Source organism: Streptomyces sp. UNOC14_S4 (assembly GCF_020740835.1).
Classification (GTDB): domain Bacteria; phylum Actinomycetota; class Actinomycetes; order Streptomycetales; family Streptomycetaceae; genus Streptomyces.
This window is the reverse complement of sequence record NZ_JAINFC010000472.1, coordinates 1-5,861: the sequence shown is the minus strand read 5'-3', so window position 1 is coordinate 5,861 and position 5,861 is coordinate 1. Positions and strand designations below refer to the sequence as shown.

General features: G+C 73.9%; 3 protein-coding genes. 1 reads left to right on the top strand and 2 read right to left on the bottom strand.

Annotated features, from left to right (window positions below; genetic code table 11):
* Window positions 1-86 precede the first annotated feature (86 nt).
* Both K6I34_RS29805 and K6I34_RS29800 read right to left on the bottom strand, forming a co-directional pair.
* A complete protein-coding gene (locus tag K6I34_RS29805) occupies window positions 87-3,368 on the bottom strand; it encodes a ferritin-like domain-containing protein (RefSeq protein ID WP_229330634.1) in 3,282 nt (1,093 codons plus the stop codon).
* The gene (locus tag K6I34_RS29800; protein WP_229330633.1) at window positions 3,365-4,843 is read right to left on the bottom strand and encodes an NAD(P)/FAD-dependent oxidoreductase; all 1,479 of its coding nucleotides are present in this window, start codon (window positions 4,841-4,843) and stop codon (window positions 3,365-3,367) included. Before K6I34_RS29800 ends, K6I34_RS29805 begins: the two co-directional genes overlap by 4 nt.
* A gap of 303 nt (window positions 4,844-5,146) precedes the next feature.
* On the opposite strand from K6I34_RS29800, the gene K6I34_RS29795 reads away from it, so the two are divergent.
* The coding region (locus K6I34_RS29795; RefSeq protein WP_229330632.1) for a DMT family transporter at window positions 5,147-5,861 on the top strand (715 nt) is incomplete at its 3' end.

Sequence of the window (5,861 nt, the reverse complement as noted above, 5' to 3'; positions counted from 1 at the left end):
CGCGACGGCCGGGCCGGGGCGTCGTGGTGCTCCGTGGCCCCGGCCGTCGCGCGCGGCCGGGGAGGCCGTCTCGTACGGATGTCCCGTCACCGCTCCCCCTCCCGGCGGAAGAACTCCGCGTAGAACTCCATCATTTCGGATACTTGAGCCGGTATTGCGGCGGTCCGGCGCGCTGCCGCGGCCAGATGCGCGAAGCGCAGGGCGAGCGAGCGGCGGGCCACGTCCGGGCGGGGCCCGCACACGGGCCGCGTCTCCAGCTCGAAGGAGGGCCCCGCCGTCCGGCCGTGGCGTCCCGACTCCATGGTCACGAGCAGCTCCGCCAGCGGGCGCATCATGCCGGTCATGACGTCGATGGAGGCGTTCATCAGCTTCGAGCGGCGCAGGCTGCCGTCGGGGCTCTCGCCGAAGTGCTGGACCATCAGGTGCAGCATCAGCTCGTACGAGCGGTTGAAGACGCGCATGACGGCACGCGCCTCCGGGTCGGTGACCTCGCTCTTCGTCCCGTCCCCGGTGCCCAGGGTCGGGTTGCGCAGCGCCGGGTAGGCCGGGTTCCACGGCAGCAGCCGCCCGTACGGGCCCTCCGTGCGCTCGGTGGTCAGCGCCTCGCCCATGCGCAGGAACGTACGGAAGTGCGACTCCTCCGGCGGGCGGTCCGGGCCCATGACCCCGCCCTCGCCCTGCTCCGTGATGACGTCCACGGCGAACAGCGCGCTCGACAGGTCGTCGACCTCCAGCTGGTAGTCCGGGTGCGCGGCCTCGACGGACCTGCGCAGGAAGAGATGGTGCTCGCCCCCGCCCCGGCCCTTCTCCACCAGGAACAGGCCGGGCACGCGCCGCAGCCCTTCGCGGATGCCCGCGTAGAGCTCGCTCACCGAGTTCCAGGTGAAGCCGGAGGCGGCCGCCGGGGGAGCGGCGCGCCGTCCGGCGGTCCCGCTCCGGACGTCCGGGGCGAGACCGGCGGGCTGTTCGATCGCGATGTACCGCTGCACGCTGCCGATGCCGAGCGGCTCCAGGGCGAAGTCGAGCGGTACCGGCAGCAGGCTGTTGACCGTGCCGAAGTCGACGGCCGGGACGTGGAACGGCTCGCCCATCGCCGTGATGATGTTGTTGACCAGCAGGAAGTGGATCATTTCCTCGCGGGCCACGGCCAGCAGGCTGCCGCGGATGCCGTCGTCGGCGGTCTCCCCTCCGCCGCCGCACGCCAGTGCCAGCTGCCGCTCGGTCCACAGCCCGCGCCGCACCAGCTCCCGCCCCGCGCCGTGGGTGGGGACGGAGAAGGCCCCGTAGAGGTACTGGAGCATGACCGCCAGCTCCAGCGCGGCCGCCTGCTTGAGCACGGCCCACAGCTCTCCCCGCGTACGGATGGCGGGCCGCTCGCCTGCGGTCGCCGCCGGGACGAACAGCGGTGGCCGCGGCCGTTCCTGCTGGTTGCGCAGGTAGGCCAGCAGCAGCCGCGCCTTGGGGTCCGTCAGGTCGCGCGTCGGCGGCATGTAGTACGTCCTCGCCTTGTTGCGGGGATCGCACATCTGCCAGATCAGCTCGGCGTAGGTGGCCACCTTGCAGCGGTCGGCGAGGCTGAACACCTCCGACTTCATGAACGTCGACGTGTGCTCGTAGTAGGCGAAGACCTCCCGGTGCAGCAGGTCGAAGTCCACCTTCGCCGAGGGCACGTCGTCCAGGTGCCAGTCGTCCGGCAGGACGCGGACGGCCAGCCAGCCGGCCCCCGCCCAGAAGCCGAGCGCGTCCTCGTCGTCGTACGCGGCCCACGCCGAGCCCGGCGCGGTCAGGTCGACGTCCGGGAGGTCTTCAGGGCCCGCGGAGAGCAGGACCCGGCAGGTGCCCGCGCGTTCGCCGCGCAGCGTGAGCGTGCCGCGGCCGCGGGCGTCCGTCGTGACGGTGCCGGTCTCCGCGTACGCCCCGTCCGCGCCCTCGCGTACCCCCAGTACGACCGCGTCCCCGCAGCGCGCCCCGGGCGCGCCCGCCACGGTGTCGCCGGGCAGGGCGCGGGGGTTGGCGTACTGCCGCACGCGCACCGGCCCGGCGCTCGCCGGGCGGCCGCGGACGTAGCTGCGCAGCGGGACCTGGACCGCGTGGTCGAGGCCGCGCGCCCCGTCGCGGTGGTGCAGGACGGCGAACGCCTCGTCGCTCTGGACGTTGACCTCCTTCTCGGTCAGCAGCGTGGCGCGCCGCCCGTCCGGCAGCAGCCCCGTCAGGCACAGCGCCTCGTCCGCCACGGCCCGCCCGCCGGGCTCGGCGGGCACGGTGACGATGCCCGAGGTCGCGTCGCCCGGGTACGCGCCCGCGGGCACGCGGGCGACGAGCCGCCCGGTCGCGGCGGTGCGCAGCTCCAGGTCACCGGCGTCCACCGGGGGCCCGAGGCGGTGCAGCGGACCGGGGCCCGCGTGCTCCGCCCGGGAGGTGAGGGGCACGGCGGAGACCATGTCGAAGGACGCCCGCCCGTCCGCCACGGCGACCGTGAGGTGATGCAGCCGGTGCCGCGCCCCGGCCGCCGGGACGAGCAGCCGTCCGGCGGGGTACGTCCGCAGCTCCTCCTCGTGCCAGGGCGCGACCGTGCCGCGCACCCGCCAGTGGCTGGGGCGGTCGGGCGCGAGGGGCGTGGCCATGTTGTCCAGCGCGAACCGGACGACGATGCCGTCGGCCCCGCCGCCGTCCACCGCCGCGCGCAGGGCGGCCACGGCGGGGGAGACGGCGGCGGACGGCAGCCACTCCAGCTCCTCGTCCCGGGCGATCGCGAACTGGTGCACGGCGCAGTAGCGCAGCTGGGGCGCCAGCAGGTGCTCGCCCACGTCCAGGATGTGCCCGAAGTCGGTCCAGCGTGGCGGCTGTGTCCCGCTGACGGAGCCGGTGACGAGATAGCCGTCGTCGTGCGAACGCCCCAGGCGTCCCAGGGAGAACCGGCCCACCATCAGTGCCGCGGTCCACCGCGACGCGGGGTCGAGGTCGAAGATCCGGGCGCGGTTGACGGTGGTGCGCAGGTACTCGTTGTAGTGGCCCCAGACGTCGACGCTGCGGCCGACGGCGGGGTCGCCGGTGTCCCGGCGGCCGTCCGGGTCCTCCACGGCGGTGATCTCCGCGTCCATCCAGAAGTGCCCGTTGCCGTCGAAGTTCCAGCCCTTCGCGAGGCTGAACGCGCCCTCGGGCGAGGGCCGTCCGTCCGCGCCGAAGCGCGGGCCGAGCGACTCCAGGTACGCGTGGTACTCGGCGGCCGGGCGGTCGGCGGGGAAGGGGCCCTCGTCGGTCAGCGCCCGCTGGGCGGCCAGGTCGACGCGCCCGCAGCGCGGCCCGGTCGGCAGCTTCGTCGTCGCCGTGCCCGCGAAGTGCAGGCGCGGCAGGTCGAACACGCTCATCCGGCCACCTCCAGCGGCGTCCGCAGCGGGGTGCGGCGGCGCGTGCCGTCGAAGGCGGTGAGGTCCGCCACGGCCCGCTGCGCCGACTCGATCGCCCCCTCGATCCACGCGGGCGCCGTCGAGCAGTGCTCGCCCGCGAAGAACAGGCGGTGCGCCGGGCGCGCGGCACGCAGCCGCTCCTCCTCGCAGGCGGCGGCGTCCTTGCCCCAGCGGGTGGCGCAGCCGACGGTCCCCGGTTCCGTGCCCCAGGCCGTGCTGACCGCGCCGAGCACCATGCCCGGCTCCAGCAGCTCGGGGTGGACCTCCGCCAGCTCCCGGAGAACGACGCGGTGCCGTTCGCCCTCGGACAGTCGCCCCAGCCGGCCCGCCTCGTCCCCGATGGTGTAGCTGGCCAGCAGGGCGGCCCCGCGCGCCGGGTCGCCCTCCACCGGCGGGTAGTAGGTCTGCCGGATGGCGCCCGCGGTGAACGACGCGCCGCCCCTGATGCCCTGCCGCTGCCAGAAGGGCTCCCGGCAGTGCAGGGCCACCTTGGTCGCCGGGCAGTAGACCACCTCGTTCAGGACCGCGAGCTTGTCCGCGTCCACCCCGGTCAGCCGTATGCGGCGCAGCGCGGGGAACGGCACCGTGCAGACGGCGAAGTCGCTGGCCTGGACGAGCACTTGGTCACCGGCCCGCACATGGACGAGTACGTCGTGCTCGCGCACGTCGATCCGGACGACCTCGCGGCCGCAGACCACCGGGGAGCGCATGGTGCGCGCCAGCCGCCGCGGCAGCTGGTCCATGCCGCCCCGCAGCCGGAGCAGGGACGGACCGGTCTCGGTGAGGATGTCGTCGAGGAAGCTGTCGAGCCGGGCGCTGCACCCCGCGCGGACCTCCGGGTGCGCGGCGAAGAGCCCGTGCAGGTCGACCCTGCCGCCGCCCGCGCCGGGCAGCCACGGCCCCGGGCCGATCCGCTCGATGCGGTCGAGGAGCTCGCGGCGCAGGTCCGCGCGGAGCGCCTCGCGCAGGTCCGGCGGGGCGACGGCGTCGACGATCGCGGTGAGCCAGGCGCCGAAGGCGATGGTGCCGTCGGTGAAGTCGCGGTGCCGTCCGGGAAATCCGGGATCGTTCCTCTCCCACTCCCGCCGGAAGTTCTCGCACAATGTCGGGGACGCGTCACGGACGCGGACGAAGCCGCCGCCGGTCGCGAGGAACGCGTTCTCCTCGGAGAGGAGGGTGGTGAATGCGCGGATCTCGTCGTCGAGCCGTACGCGCTCTATGTATTCCAGCGTGCGCCGGTGCTGGTCCGGGATGCGCATGGCGCCGAGTTCCACCGCGGGCGCGCCCGGCCCGGAGCCGAATCGGTGCGTCAGGACGCGGCCGCCGACCCTGTTGTCCGCCTCGAATATCGTGACACTGAACCGGAGCTTTTCCAGTTCGCAGGCCGCCGCCAGTCCGGCCATGCCGGCACCGATGACGGTAACGTGGCGATGCATTTCTTGAACCCCCGTTTTCGAGAATTGCCCCGCCTATGAGGGTTCAGAGGTCCGTGCCGGTTTTCAACGGGATTTCCCGACAGTGGCGCTATACGGGAAATAAATGTAAATATTACTAATCGGGGACGGCGGTGTTCCGGATCCCGGGAAACCAGGGGCCCGGACCGGTTCCCTCCGGGGCGGACGCCCTTGTACTCCATCTGTAGTACCCCTCGGTCCGTACTCAGGTACGACGACGCGGCCGCCCTCCCGAGGCATGGTGGAGGGTATGAAGGGCTTCGGGACGGAACGGCGAGGGGCGACGTGAACTCGCTCGTACTGTCGGTGCTGCTGTGTCTGGTGTCCGCGCTGTGCTACGGGGCGGCCGCCATCGTGCAGGAGCGAGTGGCCGCCACGGGCACGGGCAGTCCGCTGCGCCGTCCCGGCTGGTGGGGTGCGGTGGGGCTGACCGGCGTGGGCGCCGGGCTGCACGTGCTGGCCCTGGCCCTCGGCCCGTTGAGCCTGGTGCAGCCGCTGGGCGCGCTGACGATCGTGTTCGCCCTGCCCCTGGCCGCGGTGTTCTTCCACAGACCCGTCGGAGCCGTGGGCTGGCGCGGCGCGCTGCTGGCCACCGGGGGGCTGGCCGCGCTGCTGTCCCTGACCGGGCCGCCGCGCACCGAGACCCTCGACGGCGGCCTGCGCCCCGTCCTCGCGGTGGTGGGGCTGTGCGCGATGGCCGTGCTCGTCCTCACCGCGCGCTGGGTACGCGGGCCGGTCGTCCGGGGCGTGGTGCTGGCCTCCGCGTCGGGGGTCGCCTTCGGCTTCGCCTCCGTCTTCACCAAGGCCGCGGCGGAGGACTGGTCGTCCCACGAGACGCGTTCCCTCCCCACGGCCCTGGTCGCCGTCGCGTTCTTCGCCTCGACCGGCCTGCTGCTCTCCCAGGCCTCCTACCGCGGCGCGGGCCTCGCGGCCCCGCTCGCCACGCTCACCGTCATCAATCCGGCGGTGGCCGCGGCCATAGGCGTCACGGTGCTGGGGG